18 protein-coding genes are annotated in these 22,173 nt (G+C 64.4%); 11 read left to right on the top strand and 7 right to left on the bottom strand.

Features of this window, described 5'->3' with window-relative positions; translation table 11 throughout:
• Positions 1 to 58: 58 nt before the first annotated feature.
• Entirely contained in the window at positions 59 to 1,027 is a 969-nt protein-coding gene (locus tag F3J17_RS16880; protein ID WP_167060812.1) for a LysR family transcriptional regulator, read from the bottom strand.
• Between the two features lie 596 nt (positions 1,028 to 1,623).
• On the opposite strand from F3J17_RS16880, the gene aspT (F3J17_RS16875) reads away from it, so the two are divergent.
• The 3 genes from aspT (F3J17_RS16875) to F3J17_RS16865 all read left to right on the top strand — a co-directional run bounded on the left by aspT (F3J17_RS16875) (position 1,624) and on the right by F3J17_RS16865 (position 6,872).
• Entirely contained in the window at positions 1,624 to 3,306 is a 1,683-nt protein-coding gene (gene aspT, locus F3J17_RS16875; RefSeq protein WP_167060808.1) for an aspartate-alanine antiporter, read from the top strand.
• A 75-nt stretch (positions 3,307 to 3,381) separates the two neighbouring features.
• Entirely contained in the window at positions 3,382 to 5,067 is a 1,686-nt protein-coding gene (gene aspT, locus F3J17_RS16870; RefSeq protein WP_167060805.1) for an aspartate-alanine antiporter, read from the top strand.
• Between the two features lie 134 nt (positions 5,068 to 5,201).
• Entirely contained in the window at positions 5,202 to 6,872 is a 1,671-nt protein-coding gene (locus F3J17_RS16865; RefSeq protein WP_167060802.1) for a bifunctional aspartate transaminase/aspartate 4-decarboxylase, read from the top strand.
• A gap of 79 nt (positions 6,873 to 6,951) precedes the next feature.
• Here the strand turns inward: F3J17_RS16865 and F3J17_RS16860 are convergent, their stop codons facing one another.
• On the bottom strand, positions 6,952 to 8,178 hold the full coding sequence (locus tag F3J17_RS16860; protein ID WP_167060799.1) for an MFS transporter: 1,227 nt from the start codon (positions 8,176 to 8,178) through the stop codon (positions 6,952 to 6,954).
• Positions 8,179 to 8,683: 505 nt separating this feature from the next.
• Between F3J17_RS16860 and xdhA the strand changes: the two genes are divergently transcribed.
• From xdhA to F3J17_RS16840, 4 genes are all read left to right on the top strand, one after another.
• A complete protein-coding gene (xdhA, locus tag F3J17_RS16855; RefSeq protein ID WP_167060796.1) occupies positions 8,684 to 10,219 on the top strand; it encodes a xanthine dehydrogenase small subunit in 1,536 nt (511 codons plus the stop codon).
• Between the two features lie 33 nt (positions 10,220 to 10,252).
• On the top strand, positions 10,253 to 12,607 hold the full coding sequence (gene xdhB, locus F3J17_RS16850; protein ID WP_167060793.1) for a xanthine dehydrogenase molybdopterin binding subunit: 2,355 nt from the start codon (positions 10,253 to 10,255) through the stop codon (positions 12,605 to 12,607).
• A 28-nt stretch (positions 12,608 to 12,635) separates the two neighbouring features.
• The gene (gene xdhC, locus F3J17_RS16845) at positions 12,636 to 13,217 is read left to right on the top strand and encodes a xanthine dehydrogenase accessory protein XdhC (RefSeq protein WP_167060790.1); all 582 of its coding nucleotides are present in this window, start codon (positions 12,636 to 12,638) and stop codon (positions 13,215 to 13,217) included.
• 173 nt (positions 13,218 to 13,390) lie between these two features.
• Positions 13,391 to 13,786 carry a DUF995 domain-containing protein gene (locus F3J17_RS16840; RefSeq protein WP_167060787.1) on the top strand — a complete coding sequence of 132 codons (396 nt, stop codon included), beginning with the start codon at positions 13,391 to 13,393 and terminating at the stop codon, positions 13,784 to 13,786.
• A 64-nt stretch (positions 13,787 to 13,850) separates the two neighbouring features.
• Here F3J17_RS16840 and F3J17_RS16835 read toward each other — a convergent pair whose 3' ends face one another.
• From F3J17_RS16835 to F3J17_RS16825, 3 genes are all read right to left on the bottom strand, one after another.
• Entirely contained in the window at positions 13,851 to 14,876 is a 1,026-nt protein-coding gene (locus F3J17_RS16835; RefSeq protein ID WP_167060784.1) for a LysR family transcriptional regulator, read from the bottom strand.
• A 201-nt stretch (positions 14,877 to 15,077) separates the two neighbouring features.
• A complete protein-coding gene (locus F3J17_RS16830; RefSeq protein ID WP_167060782.1) occupies positions 15,078 to 15,731 on the bottom strand; it encodes a 2-hydroxychromene-2-carboxylate isomerase in 654 nt (217 codons plus the stop codon).
• 110 nt (positions 15,732 to 15,841) lie between these two features.
• A complete protein-coding gene (locus tag F3J17_RS16825; RefSeq protein WP_167060779.1) occupies positions 15,842 to 17,299 on the bottom strand; it encodes a TAXI family TRAP transporter solute-binding subunit in 1,458 nt (485 codons plus the stop codon).
• 530 nt (positions 17,300 to 17,829) lie between these two features.
• Here F3J17_RS16825 and F3J17_RS16820 point away from each other — a divergent pair.
• Together F3J17_RS16820 and F3J17_RS16815 are read left to right on the top strand one after the other, a co-directional pair.
• The gene (locus F3J17_RS16820) at positions 17,830 to 18,180 is read left to right on the top strand and encodes a BON domain-containing protein (protein ID WP_167060776.1); all 351 of its coding nucleotides are present in this window, start codon (positions 17,830 to 17,832) and stop codon (positions 18,178 to 18,180) included.
• Positions 18,181 to 18,388: 208 nt separating this feature from the next.
• Complete coding sequence (locus F3J17_RS16815) at positions 18,389 to 18,649, top strand: hypothetical protein (protein ID WP_167060773.1); 261 nt, start codon at positions 18,389 to 18,391, stop codon at positions 18,647 to 18,649.
• 108 nt (positions 18,650 to 18,757) lie between these two features.
• Here F3J17_RS16815 and F3J17_RS16810 read toward each other — a convergent pair whose 3' ends face one another.
• Positions 18,758 to 19,546: a sulfite exporter TauE/SafE family protein gene (locus F3J17_RS16810; protein ID WP_167060770.1), complete on the bottom strand. Its 789-nt coding sequence runs from the start codon at positions 19,544 to 19,546 to the stop codon at positions 18,758 to 18,760.
• 347 nt (positions 19,547 to 19,893) lie between these two features.
• On the opposite strand from F3J17_RS16810, the gene rarD reads away from it, so the two are divergent.
• Positions 19,894 to 20,796 carry an EamA family transporter RarD gene (rarD, locus tag F3J17_RS16805; protein ID WP_167060767.1) on the top strand — a complete coding sequence of 301 codons (903 nt, stop codon included), beginning with the start codon at positions 19,894 to 19,896 and terminating at the stop codon, positions 20,794 to 20,796.
• A gap of 112 nt (positions 20,797 to 20,908) precedes the next feature.
• Positions 20,909 to 21,289 carry a DUF5594 family protein gene (locus F3J17_RS16800; RefSeq protein ID WP_167060765.1) on the top strand — a complete coding sequence of 127 codons (381 nt, stop codon included), beginning with the start codon at positions 20,909 to 20,911 and terminating at the stop codon, positions 21,287 to 21,289.
• Between the two features lie 7 nt (positions 21,290 to 21,296).
• Here the strand turns inward: F3J17_RS16800 and F3J17_RS16795 are convergent, their stop codons facing one another.
• Positions 21,297 to 22,145 carry a sulfite exporter TauE/SafE family protein gene (locus F3J17_RS16795; protein WP_167060762.1) on the bottom strand — a complete coding sequence of 283 codons (849 nt, stop codon included), beginning with the start codon at positions 22,143 to 22,145 and terminating at the stop codon, positions 21,297 to 21,299.
• Between the last annotated feature and the right edge of the window lie 28 nt (positions 22,146 to 22,173).

The raw sequence follows: 22,173 nt of genomic DNA, 5'->3' as shown, positions 1-22,173 counted from the left end.
GACGAAGAAAAAGCAAAGGGCGCATGAGCGCCCTTCGATGTCATGCCGTTGTGCTGGCCTAGCCGTGCATCAGCATGCCCGTGTCGACTGCGTGCGCCGCGCGTGGCGCGCGCAACGGTTTTTCTTCGCACATCTGCTGAAAATGCTCGACGGTGTAATCGACGAAGCGCAGCGTCTTTGCGGGCAGATACTGGCGGCGCGGATAGACGATGGCCATGCTGGCCTGCGCGTCTTCGATCTCATAGTCCGGCAGCAGGCGCACGAGCGTACCCGCCGCGAGATCGTCGGCCACCAGCGGCGCGGGCACGATCGCCACGCCCATACCCGCGAGCGCGGCAAGCCGCACCATCAGCATATTGTTGACCGCGTAGCCGGGCTGTAGCGTGACCTGTTGCGCGTTTTCTCCGGGCCGCGCGAACAGCCAGTTCACGCTGCGCTCCTCGGGCGGCAAGGTCACGGCGGCGTGCTGTTCAAGTTGCTCGGGCGTGAGCGGTTCGCCATGCTCGGCGAGCCACGCGGGCGACGCGCATGGCACGAACGCGGTGGTGCCGAGCGCATGCTCGACAAACTCGCCGCCACGCGTGGCGCAGGCCGCGACAATGCCCACGTCGAAGCCGTCTTCGAGCATGTCGGTGTGCTTCTCAGCCAGCGTGAGGCGCACGTTCACACGCGGATAGAGCCGGCGATACCCGTCGATGAGCGGCGTGAGCGTGGCGAGCGACAGCGCACCCGCCGCCATGACGCGCAGCGTGCCGCTGGGCTCGCGTTCGGTGAGCGCGAGCGAGTCTTCCAGATGATCGAGTTCTTCGAGCACGCTCTTGCAGCCTTCGAGATAGCGCAGGCCTGCTTCGGTGAGCGAAAGATTGCGTGTGGTGCGATTGATCAGACGCGTATGCAAATGCGCTTCGAGCATTGCAATCGAGCGGGTGACGAGCGCATTCGAGACATCGAGTTGCTGGGCGGCGCGGCGAAAGCTTTGCGATTCCGCAACCCGGACGAAGACGCGCATGGCGTGTATCTGGTTCATCGAATTCGCCTCGTATGCTGATGCATGTGCCGGTTGAATGGGCATTACATGGGCTTTTGGCGGCAAAAACCGGGTATCCGATGTAATGCGGCTTCCAGATGAGCGAACAGCGATCGTGCACGAAAATAATATTGACAGTCGTTGGGAATTACAATATTTATCTTAAGCGACAGAGCTGTTTCGCGTTTGTTAAAAACAATGCTGGCCTGGCATGAGAGCGGGACGAGGCGTTTTGTCACGCGATGCGCGCGCTGCATCAGGTTTTCAGCTTCGTTCGTAATGCTGCCGGAAACACTTTGAATTGGCGGGAAATACGGCTGAAATCCACAGGCGCCGTCAGCCGTTGCACACTGTCGCGACAGCCTTTTCTACAGTCTGCTATTTTGTCCCGCTGAATACGTTTGTTTTCAATCCTTTGTCGTGCGCTGCGCAGATTCGATTCACACTTTTAACATATACGGTAGATAAAGGCGGATTTGAGCTTTATTGCGCATTGCGCCAATAATCGGCGAAGCGCGACATAAAGACATGCATGCGCTGTGCATGTCTTTTTAAGCGAATTTAGGAAAACGAAAACGTAAATCGGCAGACCTGACATGATCGTCGAATTGCTGAAGTCTCAACCCGAGATTGCCCTGTTCGTCAGTCTTGCGCTCGGTTATCTAATTGGTTCAATTCGTTTCGGCCCGATATCGCTGGGCGGCGTGTGCGGCACCTTGATCGTTGCGCTGCTGATCGGCCAGACTGGCGCGCGGCTCGCGCCCGATCTCAAGAACGTCGCGTTCGCACTCTTCATCTTTGCACTCGGTTTTACGGGCGGTCCGCAGTTCTTCGCGAATGTGGGGCGCGGGTGGCGCTATGGCCTGCTGTCGATCGTCGAGATCGTCTCCGTCATGACGCTCGTGATGATTGCAGTCGTCCTGATGAAACTTGATGCGGGCACCGCAGCCGGGCTGCTCGCGGGCGCGGCAACGGAATCCGCGGTGATCGGCACGGCGTCCGAGGCCATCGCCAAACTGGGCGTGAGCGACGCCCAGGTGAGCACCATGCAGGCGCACATCGTCACGGCCTATAGCGTGAGCTACCTCTTTGGCCTCATCACCATCGTGCTGTTCACCAGCCAGATCGCGCCGCTCATCATGCGCGTGAATCTGCGCGAAGAAGCCGCGCGCCTCTTTCGCAAGCTGGGTGGCGATGGCGTGCTCGACGACGGCCAGCGGCTCGCGCTGCCGCCGCTTGTGGGCCGCGCCTTCGAAGTGGGGCAGGCGGCGGGCACGCAGGTATCGGCGTTCGAGGCGCGTTTTGGCAACAACATCACGATCGAGCGGGTACTGCGCGCACAACGGCAACTCGAAGCCGACGCGCAGTTCGTGCTGCAGGCGGACGACGTGGTGTTCATCGCGGGACGGCGCGAATCGATGGTGGAGGCGTCGGCCTTGCTTGGCGCGGAAGTCTCCGGCGAGGGCTTCACGAGGCTGCTCGCCCAGCGCGTGGACGTGATGCTCACGCGCCGCGACGCCAACGGTCTGACGCTTGCGCAACTGCGCGAGCGCGCCTCGCCCGAAGACGCGCGCGGCATCTACGTGGGCGCGATCACGCGGCTCGACACCACGGTGCCCGCGCTGCCCGGCACGATGGTGCATCGCGGCGATGTGCTCACGCTGCTCGGCGCGCCCTCGGACGTCGCGCGTGGCGCGAAGCGTCTGGGCTACGTGATCCAGCAGACCCAGAAAACCGACTTCGTCTATCTGGGCCTGGGCGTGCTGGTCGGCATGATGATCGGGCGGCTCGGGGTGAATGTGGGCGGCGTGGCGCTGGTGCTCGGCACGGGCGGCGGCTGTCTGCTCTCGGGGCTCTTCTTCGGCTGGTTGCGCTCGCATTTTCCCGTGGTCGGATCGCTGCCTTCGGCGGCCGCGCAAGTGCTCAAGGATTTCGGTCTCGCCACCTTCATCGCGGCCGTGGGCCTGTCAGCCGGCCCGGACGCCATCAAGCTGGTGCGCGAGTACGGTCTCGCGCTGCCGCTCGCCGGCATCCTGATGGTGCTGATTCCGGGCCTTCTTTCTCTCTGGATCGGGCGGATGTTTCTCAAGCTCGAAGCGCCGATGCTGCTCGGTGCAATAGCAGGTCAGCAGTGCAGCACGCCGGCGATCAGTGCGCTCGTCGGCGTCACCGGCAATTCGACGCCCGTGATCGGCTACACGATCACCTATGCGCTGTCGAATATCTTGTTGCCGCTCATGGGGCCCGTGGTGGTCGGGCTCGCGACGAAGTTCGGCTGACGCGGCGCTGGTTCGCGCAGCCGTCGTCATTGAGCGGTGGCGGCAGGGCATCACACCTACCCATGCGAGGGCACGATGGAATGGCTACATGACATCTTTCACAAATCCCCGGAAATCGCCTTGTTTCTCTCGTTAGCCGTCGGTTACTGGGTCGGCCAGATCAATTTCGGCAAATTCCAGCTAGGCGGCGTGGGCGGGTCGCTGCTGGCCGCAGTCGTGGTCAGTCAGGTGGGCGTGACGATCGATAACGGCGTCAAGTCGGTGATGTTCGCCGTTTTCATCTATGCCGTGGGTTACGACTCGGGGCCGGGCTTCTTCAACTCGCTCAACCGCAAGACGCTGCGCGAAATCGCCATGGCCGTGTTCATGGCGCTCGCGGGCCTTTTCACGGTGCTGGTGTGCGCGAAGCTCTTTCACCTCGACAAGGGCCTCGCCGCCGGTCTCGCGGCGGGCGGCATGACCCAGTCGGCGATCATCGGCACGGCTGGCGACGCCATCGCGCGTCTGGGTCTGCCTGCCGACCAGGTCAAGGCGATGCAGGCCAACGTGGCGATCGGCTATGCCGTGACCTATGTGTTCGGTTCGCTTGGCGCGATCATCGTCTGCGTGAACATCCTGCCGAAGTTCATGGGGCGCAGCCTCAAGGACGCCTCGCTCGATGCCGAGCGCGAAATGGCGGGCGGCGGCGCATCGTCGGGGCCGGGGCAGGTGACGGCGTTGCCGGAGCTGTTCGGTCGTGTGTTCCGCGTTGAAGCCGCGGCGGGCAAAACCGTCAAGCAGCTCGAATCCGCCGAGAAAGACCTCGTTGCGATCGAAAAAATCCGCCGCGCGGGCAAGGTACTCGATTCCACACCCGACTTCGTGCTCAGCCGCGACGATCTCGTGCTGGTGGTGGGCCGCCGCGAACAGATGGTCGAAGTGGGCGCGCTGATCGGGCCGGAGGTGCCGGATTCGGGCGGCATGAGCCTCGTGATGCAGACGCGCCAGCTCGTCTTCACGAAGAAGGGCATGAACCACACCACGATCGCCGAGGTGCGCAAGAACGTCGATCACGATATGCGCCACGGCGTCTATATCGAGAAGATCGAGCGCGCGGGCCAGCCGGTGCCGGTGCTGCCGCAAACGCAGCTCGAACACGGCGACGTCATTACGATCTACGGTACGGCCACCGACACCAAACGCGCGGTCCAGGAAGCCGGTTACGAGCTTGCGTGGAGCAACAAGACCGACTTTATCTACATGGGCGTGGGTCTGGTGCTGGGCCTGCTGGTGGGCCTGATCGTCGTGAACGTGGCGGGCATTCCGCTCACGCTCGGTTCGGGCGGCGGCTGTCTGCTCGCGGGTCTGGTGTTCGGCTGGATGCGCGGCAAGCATCCCATGTATGGCGTGATGCCGCCGGCCGCCTCGCAACTGCTCAAGGACTTCGGTCTGGCGGCGTTCGTGGCGGTGGTGGGGCTGAACTCGGGGTTGCAGGCCGTGGTGACGATCAAGCAGAGCGGCATCACCATTTTCCTGCTTGGCGTGGTGGTGACCATCGTGCCGCTGATCCTCACGATGCTGTTTGGCCGTTACGTGCTCAAGTACAACAACGCGGCGATTCTCGCGGGCGCGCTGTCCGGCGCGCGCAGTGCGAACCCGGCGTTCGGCGGCATTCTCGACAAGGCCGAGAGCGCCGTGCCGACGGTGCCGTTCGCCATCACCTATGCGATTGCGAACGTGCTGCTGACGCTGCTCGGGCCGCTTGTGGTCGGTCTTGCTTGAGATGAAGTCAATGCGGGCCGCGCGCGTCATCCGACGTGCGCCGGTTCGCCAGAATGGGTCGAATCGCGTGCCGGTTTCTCGCCTCACACGACGAAAGACTGCTGCACGCTCACTGTCTTCCACTGGAGAGCATCATGGCAAAAGGTAAAGGCAACGGTAACGGTAACGGCACGAAGGAAAAGTCGGGCATCGACGCACTGAGCCCGTTCGAGCTCAAGGACGAACTGATCAAGGCGGCCGGCGGCGGCGCGACCGAGCGTCCGGCCAACCTCGCGATGCTCAACGCCGGCCGCGGCAACCCCAACTTTCTCGCCACGATTCCGCGTCACGGTTTCTGGCAACTGGGCCTGTTTGCGATGCGCGAATCGGAGCGCTCGTTCTCGTATATGCCCGAAGGCGTGGGCGGCTTTCCGCAGCGCGACGGCATTGTCGAGCGCTTCGACCAGTTCCTGCGCGAGAACAAAGGCGAGCCCGGCATCGACTTCATTGGCGGCGCGGTCTCGTATGTGCGCGACCAGCTCGGTCTTTCCGCGGGCGACTTCCTCTATGAGATGTGCGAAGGCATCCTGGCCTGCAACTACCCGGTGCCGGACCGCATGCTGAAACTGTCGGAGATCATCGTCGGGCAATATCTGCGCCGCGAGATGATCGGCAAGCATCCGTTCGTCGGCGAGTTCGACGTGTTCGCGGTGGAAGGCGGCACGGCGGCCATGACGTACATCTTCAACACGATGCGCGAGAACTTCCTGATCAAGGCGGGCGACACCATCGCGCTGGGCATGCCGATCTTCACGCCCTACATCGAAATTCCCGAACTCAACGACTACCAGCTCAACGTCGTGCATCTCGATGCGACGGTCGAGAACAACTGGCAGTACTCGAAGAAGGAACTCGACAAGCTGCGCGATCCGAAGGTGAAGGCGTTCTTCCTCGTGAACCCGAGCAATCCGCCTTCGGTGAAGATCGACGATGAAAGCCTGGAGTACATCGCCGAGATCATCAAGGAACGCCCGGACCTGATCCTGCTGACCGACGACGTGTACGGCACTTTCGCCGATAACTTCGTCTCGCTGTTTGCGCTCGCGCCGAAGAACACGATTCTCGTGTACTCCTATTCGAAGTACTTTGGCGCGACCGGCTGGCGTCTGGGCGCGATCGCCACGCATCGCGACAATGTGCTGGACGCCACGCTCGCCAAGCTGCCCAAGGAAGAGAAGAAGATCCTGCACAAGCGCTACGAGTCGATCACGACCGAGCCGGACAATCTGAAGTTCATCGACCGTCTGGTTGCCGACAGCCGCACCGTCGCGCTCAACCACACCGCCGGTCTGTCGACGCCGCAGCAGGTGCAGATGGTGCTGTTCTCGCTGTTCTCGCTGATGGATACGCCGGACGCCTACAAGAACGCGCTCAAGCGCCTGATCCGCAGCCGCAAGCGCGCGCTGTTCGAGGAGATGGGCATTGCCGTCGACGAGGCCGATCCGAACCAGGTCGATTACTACACCATCATCGACATGGAGTATCTGGGCGAGAAGCGCTTTGGCCGCGAATTCGTCGACTGGCTGCTCAAGCAGGTCCAGCCCAACGAACTGCTGTTCCGTCTCGCGGCGGAAGCGCGTGTCGTGCTGCTGCCGGGCAAGGGCTTTGGCACGGCGCATCCGTCGGGCCGCGTGTCGCTGGCGAACCTCAACGAATCCGATTACCGCAAGATCGGCCGCGCGATGCGCAAGCTCAGCGAAGAGTACGTCCAGCGCTACAACGAGGAAACGGGCAAGAAGATCGACCCGAGCACGGTGAAGAAGTAAGACCGGGCGAAAACAAAAAACCGCATCGGGCGTGCTGCCCGGTGCGGTTTTTATATTGCGTACGAGTTCTGCGTATGGACTACTGTGCTTCCGACGTCACCGGCTGCTTGAGCTCCGCCTCGCGCACGCTCTTGCGATGGAGCGAAACGGACAGCGCCACGGCAGCCGCCGCCGCGATGGCCGCGAACAGGAACACCGAGCCGTAGCCGAACACATTCGCCACATAGCCCGCGAGCGGGCCGGTGATGCCCAGCGACAGATCGAGGAACACCGAATACGCCGACAGCGCCGCGCCACGGCTGGCCGGCGGCACAAGCCCAACCGCTTCCACGCCAAGCGCCGGAAACACCAGCGCGAAGCCAAAGCCCGTGAGCGCCGCGCCCAGCAGCGCAACGTGCGGCGTGGGCGAGAGCCACAGCAGCAGCAAGCCCGCGCACTCGCACGAGAACGAAGCGATGGCCACGCGGAAACCGCCGAAGGTCTTGATGGTGTTGGCGAACAGCAGCCGCGCGCCAATGAACATCAGGCCGAACAGCGTGAGCGAGAACGCCGCGTTGGGCCAATGGCGCGCCGCGTAAAAGAGTGTGATGAAGGTCGCGATCGAGCCAAAGCCCGCCGAACCCAGCGCGAGGCCCAGGCCATGCGGCAGCACGCGCTTGACCACGCTGCGATACGACATGCGTTCGCCGTGCACGAGCGGCACTGGCGCGATCGGGCGCGCGAGCCAGAAGCCCAGCGCCGCCAGCGCGATCACCGAAATGCCGAGCATCCAGTAACCGAGGTAATGCGCCATTTCCACGCCCACCGGCGCGCCCAGCGCGAGCGCGCCGTAGGTGGCGATGCCGTTCCACGAGATCACCTTGGCGTTGTGCGCGGTGCCCACGCGGCCGATGCCCCAGAGGATCGCGCCGGTGCCGCACAGGCTCTCGCCGCAGCCTAGCAGCAGGCGGCTGGCGATCAGCAGCGTGAGCGAGAGGCCGGGCCAGTGATCGACGAGCGTGGCGAGCAGCAGCATCACGCCGCTCGCGCCGCAGATCGTCAGGCCAATGCTGACGGTCTTCTTCGGCCCGAGCGTATCCGCCGAGCGGCCAGCCAGCGCACGCGAACAGAGCGTCGCGATGTACTGCACGCTGATCGCCGCGCCCGCGACGACGGTGCTGAAACCGAGGTCGTTGTGCACGTAGCCTGGCAGCACGGCGAGCGGAATGCCGATCGTCAGATAGCAAATGAAGGTGAAAAAGACGACCGGAATGATCTGCATGGTCGTCGACAACCCGGAGCGCGGGAGCGCTGTATCAGCGGACATGGGGAAAACGCGGATGGATAACGGCGGGAAAGGCGTGATTGTCCCATGGAACCGGTTCTTATGCAGACGTTGAAAAACCCATCCGTTGGGCGTATCCGACGGTTTTTACGGGCTTGAAGCGCGTGAGCGGTGCGCAACGGGCGCTTCAACGGCGTGACATGTGCATGAGCGGAAATGCACGGAGTTGGGCGCGGGTTCGTCGGAATTGAAGCGCGGCAGGCATGAACTACGCTGGAGAAGAGGCGTGTTGCCACTTTCTGGTGCACGATCCACGCGTCGGGATTGTCGTCTTTGAGCTAAATCTGAAAAAAAGAGCGCAAATCGGTCATCGCACCATAAGCGTCGCACCACGACAAAGCGCCGATTTATCGCCGCGACGATATATCCCACATGCACTTGCTGCTATGGGTTCTCAATATTGGCGGTGATAGTTTTCGAATCGTCCACGCAAAGATTACGCAGAAGTACCGCACAAGCAACGCACAAGCACGACGAGACAGACATCATGAGTGAGCCGATCCGCTTCTATCACCGCAACGCGATTCGCGAAGTCAGCGACGCGGGCGTGACCCGCACCGTTCTCCAGTACCTGCGCGAAGACGCGCGCTGCACCGGCACCAAGGAGGGCTGTGCCGAAGGCGACTGCGGCGCGTGCACGGTCGTGGTCGGCGAACGCAATGCCGAAGGCGGCGTGAGCTTCAAGGCGGTCAACGCCTGCATCCAGTTCCTGCCGACGCTCGACGGCAAGGCGCTGTTCACAGTGGAAGACCTGCGCCAGCCGGACGGCTCGCTGCATCCCGTGCAGCAGGCGATGGTGGACTGCCACGGCTCGCAGTGCGGTTTCTGCACGCCGGGCTTCGTGATGTCGATGTGGGCGCTCTATGAGAAGACCGGTCACGAGCACGCCGGCGCGCCTGGCGGCTGCGCGAACAAGGCCGCCTGCAGCACGCCATCGCGCGACGATATCGCTAACGCGCTCACCGGCAATCTGTGCCGCTGCACGGGCTATCGTCCGATCCTCGACGCCGCCGAGCAGATGTTCAAACTCGAAGGCCCGAAAGCGCCCGTCGACGTCAAGACGTTGGCGCAGACGCTCGCCACGATTGAGCGCGGCGACACCTTCCACTACGAACACAAGGGCCAGCAATACGACGCGCCGCGCACCGTCGACGCACTCGCCGCCATCAAGGAAGCGCGCCCGAACACGCGCATTCTCGCCGGCAGTACCGATATCGGCCTGTGGGTCACCAAGCAGATGCGCGAACTGGGCGACATCGTCTATGTCGGTCAGGTCGACGCGATGCGCGAAATCCAGGTGAACGACGCGTTCATCGAAATCGGCGCGGGCGTGAGTGTCGAGCGCGCCTACGCGGAACTCGCGAAGCACTATCCGGAACTCGAAGAGATGTGGCTGCGCTTCGCCTCACTGCCGATCCGCAACGCGGGCACGATTGGCGGGAATGTGGCCAACGGCTCGCCGATCGGCGATTCGATGCCGGGCCTGATCGCGCTGGGCGCGCGCGTGGTGCTGCGCGGCGGTGAGATCGAGCGCGAAATGCCGCTCGAAGACCTCTATCTGGCGTACCAGAAGAAAGACATGGCCGAGCACGAATTCGTGCTCGCGCTGAAAGTGCCGACGCGCACCGGCGCGCGTGCGAATCTCAAGTTCCGCACCTACAAGGTGTCTAAGCGCTTCGACTCGGATATTTCCGCCGTGTGCGCCGCGTTCGCCTTTATCGCCGATGGCGACACGGTCCGCGAGCCGCGCATTGCCTTCGGCGGCATGGCCGCCACGCCCAAGCGCGCGAGCCACACCGAAGCCGTGCTGGCCGACGCGCAATGGCATGAAGCCACCGCGCAGGCCGCGATGATTGCCATGGGCAACGACTACGCGCCGCTCTCGGATATGCGCGCGACCAGCGACTATCGCCTCGAAGCCGCGAAGAACACGCTTTACCGTTTCTGGCTGGAAACGCGTCCGCACAATCCGCTTGCGCCGCAGGCGGTCAATGTACGCAACGTGGCGGCGGAAACCGCTTAAACCAGATAACGGAAGAAATATGGAGAACGAACCATGAACCAGCAAGCCGAACCGTTCCTGGAAGAAGCGAAGGCCCGTGAGCCTTTCGCACAGGTGCACGTCTCGCGCCCGCACGAATCCGCGCATCTGCACGTGAGCGGCCGCGCCACTTACACCGACGACATTCCGACCGTCGCGGGCACGCTGCACGCCGCGCTCGGTCTGTCGCAGAAGGCGCATGCGCGCATTGTGTCGATGAACCTCGCCAAGGTGCGCGCCACGCCCGGCGTCGTCGCCGTGCTGACCGCCGAGGACATTCCCGGCGTCAACGACTGCGGCCCGATCATCCACGACGATCCCGTGCTGGCCGATGGCATCGTGCAATTCGTCGGGCAACCGATGTTCATCGTGGTGGCGACTTCGCATGACATCGCGCGCCTCGCCGCGCGCCGCGCCGAAGTGCAATACGAAGAACTCCCGCCGATCCTGACGGCGCAGCAGGCGCGCGCCGCGAATCAGTCGGTGTTGCCGCCGATGAAGCTCGCGCGCGGCGAAGCCTCGACGCGCGCCGCACGCGCCGCGCATCGCCATGAAGGCGAGATGCTGCTGGGCGGCCAGGAACAGTTCTATCTGGAAGGGCAGATCGCCTACGCCGTGCCGAAGGACGACGACGGCATGCACGTCTGGTGCTCGACGCAGCACCCGAGCGAAATGCAGCATCTGGTCGCGCACGTACTGGGCGTCGCTTCGCATAACGTGCTGGTGGAATGCCGCCGCATGGGCGGCGGCTTCGGCGGCAAGGAATCGCAGTCGGGCATTTTCGCGTGCTGCGCGGCGCTGGCGGCGTGGAAGCTGCTGTGCCCCGTGAAGCTGCGCCCAGACCGCGACGACGACATGATGATCACGGGCAAGCGTCACGACTTCCACTACACCTATGAAGTGGGTTACGACGATCAAGGCACGATCGAAGGCGTGAGCGTCGACATGACCTCGCGCTGCGGCTTCTCCGCCGATCTGTCCGGCCCGGTGATGACGCGCGCGGTGTGCCACTTCGACAACGCCTACTGGTTGCCCGATGTGTCGATCTCGGGCTTCTGCGGCAAGACCAATACGCAGTCGAATACGGCGTTCCGCGGCTTCGGCGGCCCGCAAGGCGCGTTCGCGATCGAATACATCATGGACGACGTGGCGCGCTCGCTCGGCCTCGATCCGCTCGATGTGCGCAAGCGCAATCTCTATGGCAAGACCGAGAACAACGAAACGCCCTACGGCCAGACCATCGAAGACAACGTGATTCACGAGCTGATGGACGAACTCGTGGAAACGAGCGGCTATCGCAAGCGTCGCGCGGCGATCCGCGAATTCAATGCGAACAACGAAGTGCTGAAGAAGGGCATCGCGATTACGCCGTGCAAGTTCGGCATCGCGTTCAACGTCACGCACTTCAACCAGGCCGGCGCGCTGGTGCACATCTATACCGATGGCTCCGTGCTCGTGAATCACGGCGGCACCGAAATGGGCCAGGGACTCAACACCAAGGTCGCGCAGGTGGTGGCGCATGAACTCGGCATCGAATTTGGCCGCGTGCGTGTGACGGCCACGGACACCAGCAAGGTTGCCAATACCTCGGCAACGGCGGCGTCCACCGGCAGCGATCTGAATGGCAAGGCCGCGCAGGACGCCGCGCGTCAACTGCGCGAACGTCTTGCGTCGCTTGCCGCGACGACGTGGGGCAAGGGCAAGGTCAACGCGGCGGACGTGCGCTTCGCCAACGACTGCGCGATTGTCGGCGACGAAGTGGTGCCGTTCGGCACGCTGGTGCAGAAGGCGTATCTGGCGCGCGTGCAACTGTGGTCGGATGGCTTCTACGCCACGCCCAAGCTTTACTGGGATCAGGCGACGCTGCGCGGCCGGCCGTTCTTCTATTACTCGTATGGCGCAGCCGTTTCGGAAGTGGTGATCGACACGCTCACCGGCGAAATGCGCGTGCTGCGCGCCGATGCGCTGCACGACGTGGGCGCGTCGCTGAACCCGGCGCTCGACGTGGGGCAGGTGGAAGGCGGCTTTATTCAGGGCATGGGCTGGCTTACCACGGAAGAACTCTGGTGGAAGCAGGACGGCAAGCTGATGACGCACGCGCCGTCCACCTACAAGATCCCGACCGTGAACGACACGCCGCCCGAATTCAGCGTGAAGCTGTTCAAGAACCGCAACGCCGAGGACAGCATCCATCGCTCGAAAGCCGTGGGCGAGCCGCCGCTGCTGCTGCCGTTTTCGGTGTTCTTCGCGATCCGCGACGCTGTGTCGAGCGTGGCCGACTATCGCTTCAATCCGCCGATGAACGCGCCCGCTACCGCCGAGGAAATCCTCAAGGGCGTGAGCGCAGTACGGACCATGGCGCGCGGTTGAGACGGCTCAGGCGAACGAGGATCTTGATATGCGTAGTCATCCGAATCATTGCGTGAACGTCGATAGCCACGGTCGCGTGCTTATTGGCCGACGCAGTACGCCGGCGCCGCAGTACGGGCCGATGCACGTTGTGCTGTTCGGCGCGGGTCACGTGGGCCATGCGCTCGTGACGCTGCTCGGCATGCTGCCCTGCGTCGTGCAATGGGTGGACGAACGCGACGAGCTCTTCCCCGATGAAACGCCCGCGAATGTGCAGATCGAGGCGACTGACACGCCCGCAGCGATCGTCGACGAAGCGCCGGCGGGTGCGTACTTCATCGTGATGACGCATAACCACGCGCTCGATTTCGAGTTGTCCGAGCGCATCATGCGGCGGCGCGATTTCGCGTGGTTCGGCTTGATCGGTTCGCAGACGAAACGTGTGAAGTTCGAACGGCGCTTGATCGAGCGCGGCGTGGCGGCGGAGCGCATGAGCGAGATCACCTGCCCGATCGGCGTGACGGGGATCGTGGACAAAGCGCCGTCGTCGATTGCGGTGGCCGTGGCGGCGCAGTTGATGCAAATGCGGGTGATGTTGCCGAACAACGTGCGTCGGGAGTCTTTCGCATAGGCGTAATCAACTCGAAAGAGCCGTCACGCAAAACGATGCGGGCGCTAATGTAGCAAGCGCATCAATTTGCTTTTGGACTTCGCAACAGCTTCAATGAACTGGGCGGTCATGCAATTTTCAGCATGACCGCCCAGTATGTTTTGTGCTGCTGCATGACGTAGAAGAGGTCCAATATGAAAGTCACGCTCGCAAGCCTGGCGATCGCCGTTCCGGTGCTCGCATCTTCCCCTGCCATTGCCGACGGCGCCACGCCGCTTACGCACGACGAGCTCCAGCAACTCATGCCCGGCGCGCAGATCCAGATCACCTATACGGACGGTTCGACGACGCTCTGGAAAGACGCCGACGATGGTAGCGTCGAGGCTGTCTGGACCTCGGGCTTCACTTCATCGAAGCATTATTCGGCGCCTGGCACTGGCACCTGGAAAATCTCCGATGACGGCAAGTACTGCAGCCATGTTCAGTGGCGCAGGAACGTCTCGGACTGGTGTAGCCCGGTCGTCAAGGGTGACGACGGCGAGTTCGTGCTCGCGAATCATCCCGACTGGAAAATGAAAGTGTCGAAATGAACGCGAAAGCGTTCGTGTGAAGGATGGTTTGCAATCCTGATGATCGGCGCGCTCGCCAATCCGCTCAAGCTTCTTCCTGCGTCGAAGCCGCCACCGCCTTCGCAACCGCCGCACTGCGAGCACCTGCCGCCCCACGCTTGCTCGTGCCGTTCGCACGCTTGCCTCCACGCACCGTCAACGAAGCCGACACGCCTTCGATCAGATCGCGCAGCCAGTACACATCGCTTGGCCGATCCGGTTGCGGATGCCACATCTGATAACAGCGGATGCGCGGAAACGCGAACGGCGGTTCGGCCACCGCAATCGGCAACAGTCCCGCGTAGTGCGTAGCGAACCGGCGCGTGGTGGTGAAAATCAGATCCGATTGCAGCAAGACCTGCGGCACGAGGCCGAAGTAGGGCAGCGTCGCGACGATGTGCCGGTGCGCGCGGGCCTTTGCGAAACCGATGTCGATCGGGCTGGCGTTCGCGCCGGTGTAAGGCGTGGGCGCGAGATGTCCCGCCGCCAGATAGGCCTCGCGCGTAAGCGGCGCACGCGCGAGCGGATGATCGGCGCGCATCATGCAGACGATGCGGTCCGTGAACAGGTCGCTGCGCGCGAAACGCGCGTCAGGCTTGGGCCAGTTGCCGATCACGATGTCGAGTTCGCCCGCTTCCAGTGCGCCGTAATGATCGAGCGTGGGCGACAGCGACAGGATCTCCAGCCGCGCCGCAGGAGCCGCCTCGCGAAACCAGGCGATCAGCGTCGGCATGAAGAAGTCGTTGAGGTAGTCGGGTGCGGCGACGCGGAAGGTGCGCTTCGAGCGCTCCGGATCGAAATCGCCGTGCGGTGTGGCGACGAAGTCGACATCGCGCAGCACGCGCTGCGCATGCGCGAGCAGCGACTCGCCATATTCGGTCGGCACCATGCCGGCCTTGCCGCGCACGAGAATGGGGTCGCCCAGGATCTCGCGCAGGCGCCGCAGCGCCGTGCTGATGGCCGGCTGGGTCTGGTTCAGCCGCAGTGCGGCCTGCGTGACGCTGCGCTCGACCAGCAGCGTGCGCAGCACGCGCACGAGCCAGATGTCGAGGGAAAGGGCAGTGTCGTCCATGTGATGCAAAAGCGTGGGGCGGTTTAAAAGCCGCGTGGGGCGCGGCGGCCGTGCTGCGCGCGCACGGCTTCAGCCATAACCTTATGCCGCCGCGCGCCGGGCCGCCATAGGGCGCGCCCTATGGCCGGCATCAGGGACAAAACCAGCGCCGACAGCCCGACCGAAACGGCGCGGTTTGCGTGCCGGACCCGTCCCGCGGATTCAGGCCGTTTCCGGGCTTGCCAGTCCTGAAGGCAGGGTGCTGATGCGCTTGACCTCGCGCGAGTCGAGCCAGTTCGGCGTGCGCGCGCAATAGAGCACCATCGGCAGCGCATCCTCGCCCCAGAAAAGCTGCTTGTTCATCCAGAAGGTCGGTACGCCGAACACGCCCATCGCGATCGCGTCATTGGTATAACGGCGCAGTTGCGCGCGCACCGCTTCCTCTTCGATCAGCGCTTCGCCATGCGCGATGCCCACGCGTTCGCACAACTGCTCGAAACCTTCCTCGCTCGACGGGTCGCGGCCTTCGCGCCAGATGAAGCGGAAGATCTCGCGCACGCAGGCGAATTCGCCGCCCGCGGCAATGGCCAGCAACATCGGCTTGACCGAGTCGAACGGATGCGCCGGCGGCATCTTCAGCGGAATGCCAAGCTGTTCGGCGCGAAACAGCGCGTGTCGATAGGTGAAGATGCGCTTGGCGGGAATCGCGCCGCCGTATGGCGTGCCCCAATGGCGATAGAGGTCGCTGAGCAGGACCGGCGTCGGCACGAAGTCGAAGCCCGGCCATTTGTCGTACTGCTCCAGCAGCAGGTACGAAAACGGCGACACGAAGTCGTAGAACCAGGCCGGCTGGGTGGCGTCGATGCCGCGGATCATGCTGTTCCTCCGAGATGGGCTTCATGCGGACCGCAACGGCGGCCCGTCGTTCGAGTATTGATCGTATCCGGTGCTGTGTGCGGCTTTTATGCCGCTTTCCTGCTGCTTTTTTACCTGGGGCTTTCCGCATCTGGCGCGCCGGCGTCCGGCTTCGGTCCCGGCGTTGCTGCTTCGGCATTGGTTCGCGCTTCGTCGTTCGCGTCGACTTCATCGCGCGTCGCTTCGAGCTTTTCGCGCACCGCCAGCAACCGCTCGCGTACGAAGCCGATATGCTCGCGCAGCACGTAAAACTGACCGGCATAGGCGAGCGGCATCTTCATGCCGTTGACCGACTCCTCGATCTTGTCGAGCTGGCGCATCAGCGAGCGACGCTCCGTCGGCGAAACATCGGCCTGTGCGGCGCGTTCCAGCGCAATCAGCGAACCATACCAGCGGTAGATCCGCGATTTTACCCGCCATGCGTAGAGGCCAGGCACGAGACGCAGCCCCGGAATCAGCACCACGATGATCGGCACGAGCACGACCAGCAGCCGGTCGGCGAGACTCGCCAGCCAGAACGGCAGCAGGCGGTACAGAAAGCTCTTGCCCGATTTGTAGTAGCGCGCGGCGTCGTCGCTGATCGGGAAGTCCTGCGCGCGCGGTGCGGGAAATTCGCCCGCGCGCTGCAGCAGCGTCGAGCGGCCATGCACCTCCTTGGCCGCTTCGACGAGCAGGTCGGACAGCGCCGGATGCAGCGAGTCGCGCGCGACCAGTTCAGCCGTCGGCGCAATGAAGTGCAGGGGCGCGGCGGGGAGGTTGCGCCCGAAGTCGAACGCGCCCATCGGGATCGTGATCGCCGTGAGGTAGGGGAAGCGGCGCGCGTAGGCGTCGGCCTGGGCGAAGTCGAAAAAGCGCACGCCGGGCATGCGCATCAGGCGGCCCATGACGGGCGGCTGCGCGGAATCGCCGGCCAGGAACGCCACGTCGATCTTGCCCGACACCAGCGCGTGCGCCGCATCGTCGCCGGAAAGCGGCAGCAGTTGCGTCTTGCCGCCCGGCTCGATGCCGTTGGCCTTGAGCAGCGCGAGCGCGAGTTCGCGCGTGCCGCTGCCTTCCGCGCCGATGGCGAGGCGTTCGCCCTCGAACTGCGACAGGCGGGTGACCGGCGGCCCGTGATAGAACACCGCGAGCGGCACATAGGCGACGCTACCGAGCGAGACCAGCCCCTCGGGCACCTTGTTCGCGAGGCCGTCCTGCACGAACGCAACGTCGACATGCGAAGCCGGGTCGGACAGGCGCGCGAGATTCTGCGCCGAGCCTTCCGATTCCAGAATGTTGAGCGTGATGTTGTTGCGCGCGAGGATCGTCTTGTACTTCTGCGCGGCATTCCAGAACGTGCTGCCTTTGGGGCCGGCGCTCATCGTCAGCGTGCTGGGCGGCGCGGGCTGGATCAGCCGCACGGCGAGCCAGATGGCCGCCACGCTGACCAGCAGGATGGGGCCGAACGAGACAGCGAGGTCGCGCCACGAAATCGCCACGAAGCGCGCGACGAGACGTGGAGGAGGTTTGCGGCCGGAGGGGGACTTCATGGGGGAGAGAAAGGCCTAGGGAGGTTCCGCTTGCTAAAGAAGGAGGGGGCGTGCCGATGTTACATGAGAATGGCGGCCGCAGCGCCTTGCGCCCGGGCGTGGCGCGCACGCCGCGCCTGTCCGCTAAATCCTTTGCGCTCGCGCCCCGCCCAGGCTAAATTGTGGGTCGCCGCAGCGCTTAAGGCGCGCGGCAGCTAGAGTCGAACCAATCGACCGTTACTATTCCAAAGCACCACAGCATCTTCATGGCAATCGGCGCAGGCAGTGCAGTCATGCCGCCTCGCTCAACCGGATCCTTGCCTCTCGCACCAGCGTGTCCCGACCATGGCGGCGTCGCGATGTTTTGACGCGCGCATGCACGCGCCTACGCGTGCATGCCTGCCCGTGGGTGTCGTACCGAAGCCGTCAGACCGGGCCGGACGTACCACTTCGTCCTGTCACGGCAAGAGGCGGTCCATTTTCGCCACGTGGCTTGGGCCATGAGCGAAGCAACGTGTGAAGCAACAACGCGATAGTAACAAGGAGAAAATATGAAATCGGTCGCTATTCTGAAGACTCTGGCCGCTGTGGCCTGCGTAACGGTCGCATGCAGCGTGTATGCACAGGACAACTCGGCGAGCGGCGCGGCCGCCACGACGTCGGCGGCTCCGGCCCCGTCGGCCAAGAAGGTTGACCGCAAGCTCGGCTACACCGTGCGCAAGGCGCTGTCGAAGGCTCAAGGCCTCGACGTGTCGAACATCACGGTGCGCTCGAAAGCAGGCGCCGTCAGCCTGACGGGCTCGGTCCCGACGCAGGGTCAGATCGACCAGGCTGGCCAGGTCGCGCAAGGCGTGGCAGGCGTGAAGTCGGTGTCGAACAAGCTGACGGTGATGCAGCAGTAATCCTCGAATTCAGCTGCAAAGCGCGGGTCACCGCATGAACGGGCCCCGGCATCGCGCCGGGGCCCGTTTTTTTCGGACTATCTGCACGAGGAGTGGCGGATGCGCGCGATTAAATGTGGACTGACACACAGCTTTCGCGTGTTTGGGGGTATACCTTGGAATCATGCAGACCCCACGAGTCTCTTGTGGCTCCTTGCCGGACACCGTCATGACTATTCATACCTACACCGACTTGCCGCTCGTCGATCGCGCGGCGTTCGAGCTGGCCTGCGCGCGGCACGGCTTTGCTCCGATCCACTTCGACGTGAGCGGCGAGGCCGATCCCGACGATCCCGAGCATGGCGAACTGCTGATCGTGCGGCGCGGCGCGTGGGCCCAGGCCTACCGCATCGACGCGCGCGGGCAGTGGCTGCGCCAGTTCGAAACCGATCTGAACGGCCGTTTCTTCAGCCGCGCGCCTTACGCCTGAGCCAGAAGGCCGGGCGAGCGCAGTATCGACGGGGAAAGACGCGCGGCAACCGGGCCGCGCGGATGAGGTGATCGGCTTGCCCGCGTTCGGGCGAGGTTCAGCCGTGGGTCAAGCCAGCACCAGCCGCGCGCCCACCAGCGTCAGCGTGGCGGCGAGCAGCATGCGCAGCAGCTTTTCGGGCGCGCGCGAAGACAACATGCTGCCGACGGCGATGCCCGGCAGCGAGCCGCACAGCAGCGACAGCAGCATCGACCAGTCGATCGAGCCCAGCAGCCAATGCCCCGCGCCTGCAAGCAGCGTGAGCGGCACCGCATGGGCGACGTCCGAGCCGACGATACGCACCGTCGGCAGCGCCGGATAGAGCAGCAGCAGCACCGTCACGCCAATCGCGCCCGCGCCCACCGAGGTCAGCGACACCAGCGCGCCCAGAATCGCTCCCGTCAGAATGGTGAACAGCAGCGTACGCGTCTCGCTCGGTCCATGCCGATGGCGCGCCGCGAAGGCGGCCAGTTGCGGGCGGAACAGCAGCGCGACGGCGGTGATCAGCAGCGCTGCGCCCAGCACGGCCTGGATCAGATGCCCGGCCTTGGGCGTGTCCATCCCGTAGCGGTGTAGCAGGATCAGCGTGATCGTGGCCGCAGGCACGCTGCCGGCCGCCAGGCGCAGCGTCACGCGCCAGTCCACCGAACCCTTGAGCCCATGCACCAGCGTGCCCGCCGATTTTGTTGCGGCGGCGTAGAGCAGGTCGGTGCCGACCGCCGTGGCGGGGTGCACGTTGAATAGCAGCACGAGGATGGGCGTCATCAGCGAGCCGCCGCCCACGCCAGTCAGGCCGACCAGGAACCCGACCGCAAGGCCGGACAGCGAATACAGCGGTTCGATATGAGGTAGGGACATCGCGGCGGCGCGGACACGCGCGCAGTGCGCGCCTCTCGCGTGAAAAGAATGCGGGTCTAGCTACATGCCTCGCGGATGACGCGGCGTCGCTGCGCGGGCCTGGATCGAGGCAATCTCGAGGTAATCAGGCGGTGCGTCAAGCTGGACAGCGGCAAAGTCTGGCGGCGAAAATCCGCTATTGTCGCAAAAGCGGCGACCTGGCGCAGGGGATGGATGAAATCTTCCTGAAATTTCATGCCGCGGCTATGTCACGCTTACGCTCGCCCCTGCCGATTCCGTCGCCGATTCCGTAGCCGAAACAGGCGTCGAGTCCGCTTCACTCTGCGCGTCATTCAACCAGAACGCCTATGAATTCCGGCATCGCCTACGCCCTGTCCGCCTTTGTGATGTGGGGCCTCTTTCCGGTCTACTTCAAGACGCTGCATCAGATCCCGGCGCTCGAAATGCTGGCGCACCGCATGGCGTGGTCGCTGGTGTTCATCCTCGGCGTGCTGATCGTGCGGCATCACTGGAGCTGGCTGCGCCCCGCGCTGCGCGACCGGCGTCTCGTCGCGCGCTTCGCGGCGAGCGCGGTGCTGCTTTCGGCCAACTGGGGCATCTATATCTGGGCCGTGAACGCCGGCCATATCGTCGAGGCGAGCCTGGGCTACTTCATCAATCCGCTCATCAACGTGGTGTTCGGCTATGCCTTTCTGCGCGAGCGCTTGCGGCCGCTGCAATGGTGCGCGGTGGCGATTGCGGCGCTGGGCGTGGCCTGGCTCACCTGGCAGAACGGCACGCCGCCGTGGATCAGTCTCGCGCTGGCGGCAACCTTCGGCGGCTATGGGCTGCTGCGCAAGACCGCGAAGCTGGGCGCGCTCGAAGGGCTGACGCTCGAAACCGTGTTGCTGTTTCCCGTGGCGATCGTCTATCTGACGATCATTGGCCTCGCGGGCGCGAGTCACTTCGGGCATGCGTCGCTGGGCGTGCAACTGCTGCTGGCCGCGGCTGGGCCGATCACCGCCGTGCCGCTTCTGCTGTTCGCAGCGGCGGCGCGACGCATTCCGCTGTCGATGCTCGGGCTGATCCAGTACGTCACGCCCACGCTCCAGCTGCTGACCGGCGTGCTGATCTACGGCGAGCCGTTTGGATCGGTACGCGCAGTCGGCTATGGCGCGATCTGGGTCGCGCTTGCGCTGTATTCGCTCGAAGGGCTGCGCGGCACGCTGGCGGCGGCGCGGGCCGCGCGCATGGCGCGCGTGGTCAACTGAAGCGATAAAGCCGTTGCGCACTGGCCGACGCGTCGGGCCTATGCGACGATGTGGCGCTAACCCGTCAGGGCAGCCAGAGCATAAAGAGCACAAGGAACGGAGACACCCGCGCATGAGTCATGAAGCCGTTCACCGTTTCGAGGAGGCGTTCGCGCCTCGCATCGCCGCGAAGCTTGCGAAGCATTTTGGGCCGACGGTGCAGGTCGATGTCGTGCCCAACGAGGGACATGGCCGTCCCACGCGCGTGCGCCTGCGCGGCGAGCCCGCCGAGGCGCGGCACCCATACACGTTCGCGCTGAACGTTTCGCTGACCTGGGATGTCGATGAAATCGAGCGTCTGATGGAGCCGGGCGGCGAGGCGCGCTTCGTCCACTACCTGGAGGCGACGATCCGCAAGATGGCGTCGTGGGAAACCGCGCGCCCGATCGACTTCGCCACGCGCACGCAGGGCGAGCCGGAGATATTGATCGGCGGGCTGGATTTCGAGGGCTGAACCCGCCTCACACGATGCCCGTGGACACGAGCGCGTGAACGGCTTTCACCGCCATGCCCACGGCCACGCAGCCCGCGAAGATCGCAAACGACTGCTGCAGTCGCGCGCCGCTCACATGGCGCGCGAAGCTGCGGCCAATCAGCGTGCCCGCGAGCGCGCCCGCCGCGAACGGCAGCGCATTGAGCCAGAGCATATGACCGCTGGCGGCCGAGGCCGCCACGCCCGACACCGACACGAGCGCGATCACCGCCAGCGAAGTGGCGACGATGCCTTGCATCGGAATGTCCGAGGCGCGCTTGAGCGCCGGGACGATCACGAAGCCGCCGCCCACGCCGAGCAATCCCGAGAGAAACCCCGCCGTTGCCCCTGAAAGCGCGAGCGCCCGTGCGCAGGGTGCGGTCCAGTCGAGCTTGCCGCGTTCGAGGTTGAGGCGGCACGGCAGGTCGGAGGGGCAGGGATCGGCGCCGCCTTGCAGATCATGCGTCGCACTGGCGGCGGGTTGGCGAAACATGCGCCACGCCACGCGCGCGAGCACCAGCGCGAACAGCAGCATCAGCGGGGCGTCGGGCACGCGATGGGCGACCCATAAACCGATGGGGGAGATCACCGCCCCGGCCGACGCCATCAGCGCGGCGGCCTTGTAGCGCACCTTGCCTTCGCGCAGCGCCAGCAGTGCGCCGATGCCCGCCGCCAGCGCCACCGCGAAGAGGCCGATGGGCGCGGCCTGCGCCACGCTCAGGCCCAGACCGAACACCAGCAGCGGCACCGCGACGATGGCGCCACCCGCGCCCGTCAGCGCAAGAATGAGCCCGACGACCGAGCCAAGTGCGGCGCTCACGAGCAGGGCAGTATCCATAGGCGGGGTTCCCGATGATCGGCTGGCG

This window comes from Burkholderia sp. Ax-1719, from assembly GCF_011753055.1.
Taxonomy (GTDB): Bacteria; Pseudomonadota; Gammaproteobacteria; order Burkholderiales; family Burkholderiaceae; genus Paraburkholderia.
Note: the sequence above shows the minus strand (reverse complement) of the source record. Positions and strands in the feature narration are given on the sequence as shown.